At 65.3% G+C, this 1,307-nt stretch carries 2 protein-coding genes; both read left to right on the top strand.

Going from position 1 to position 1,307, the window contains the following annotated elements:
* Positions 1–963, top strand: a 963-nt coding sequence (locus EN914_RS35730) for an ABC transporter ATP-binding protein (RefSeq protein WP_164779183.1), incomplete at its 5' end; no start/stop codon positions are given.
* 20 nt (positions 964–983) lie between these two features.
* On the top strand, positions 984–1,307 hold a 324-nt coding region (locus EN914_RS35725), incomplete at its 3' end, for an MBL fold metallo-hydrolase (protein WP_348627998.1).

The raw sequence follows: 1,307 nt of genomic DNA, 5'->3' as shown, positions 1-1,307 counted from the left end.
ATCCTGCTCGGGCCGTCCGGCTCCGGCAAGACGACGCTCTTGTCCATTCTGGGCGGCTTCGTCACCCCCAGCGAAGGCAAGGTGTTCATCCGTGGCGAGGATTGCACGTCGGTGCCGCCGGCCAAGCGGCCGACGACGACGGTGTTCCAGGACTATGCGCTGTTCCCACATATGAGCGTCGGCAGCAATGTCGGCTTCGGCCTGCGCATGCAGGGCGTCGACGGCGCGACACGCGCCGCAAAGGCGCGCGAGGCGCTGGCGCTGGTCGGTCTCGCCTCTGCATTCGACAAAAAGCCGCATCAGCTCTCCGGCGGCCAACGGCAGCGCGTGGCGCTGGCGCGGGCGCTGGTGATCGAGCCGGCGGTGCTGTTGCTCGACGAGCCGCTCGGCGCCCTCGACCTCAAACTTCGCCGGCAGATGCAGGATGAATTGAAGGCGATCCAGAAGCGCGTCGGCACCGCCTTTATCCATGTCACGCACGACCAGGAAGAGGCGATGGCGCTGGCCGACCATTGCGTGGTGATGAATGACGGGCGCATCGAGGACGAAGGTCCGCCAGAGCGCGTCTACGCACGGCCGGCGACGCGTTTTTCGGCGACCTTCATGGGCGAAAGCACGATCCTCGCCGGCACGGTCACGGAGGCCAGCGACAGGACAAGCACCGTCGCGACGCCGGTCGGGCCGGTCTCGCTGCCCGGCGCCTTGCCGGTCGGCTCTACCGTTGCGCTGGCCATACGCCCGGAGCATCTTGTCCTCGGCGAGGCGCGCGGCGGTGTCAGGCTCGGCACGGCCGAGGTGAGCGACGTGGTTTTCCAGGGCAGCTTCAAGCGCGTGCTCGCCGTTTCCGTCGAGGACCCTTCGCTCCACTTCATCGCCAAATTGCCCGCGACGGCGACCGTCCAGCCGGGCGACAGGGTCGCGATTTCCTGCGATACCGACCAGATCATCCTGCTGACGGACTGAACTTTCTGACGGATTGAAACATGGCAACGCTTGCGGTCATCGAGGCACCAGACTGGTACGAGACCATCCGCATGAGCGATGGCGTGACCTTGATCCACGAGCCTTGGATAAAACCGTTCTTCCGCTGCAATATGTGGCATGTGCGCGGCCGCGATCGTGACCTTCTGTTCGACACCGGGCTTGGCCATTTCAGCCTCAGGCGTCACGTGCCGTTGGTCAGCGAGCGCAAGCTGATTTGCGTCGCCAGCCACACGCATTTCGATCATATAGGCTGCCACCACGAATTTCCCGAACGGTGCGTGCACGCCGCCGAGGCCGGGATCCTCGCCGATCCGCGTAACGAG

This window comes from Mesorhizobium sp. M7A.F.Ca.CA.001.08.2.1, from assembly GCF_003998455.1.
In the GTDB taxonomy this organism is placed as follows: domain Bacteria; phylum Pseudomonadota; class Alphaproteobacteria; order Rhizobiales; family Rhizobiaceae; genus Mesorhizobium; species Mesorhizobium ciceri.
The sequence above is the reverse complement of the archived record's forward strand: the minus strand, read 5'-3'. Positions and strand labels throughout refer to the sequence as shown.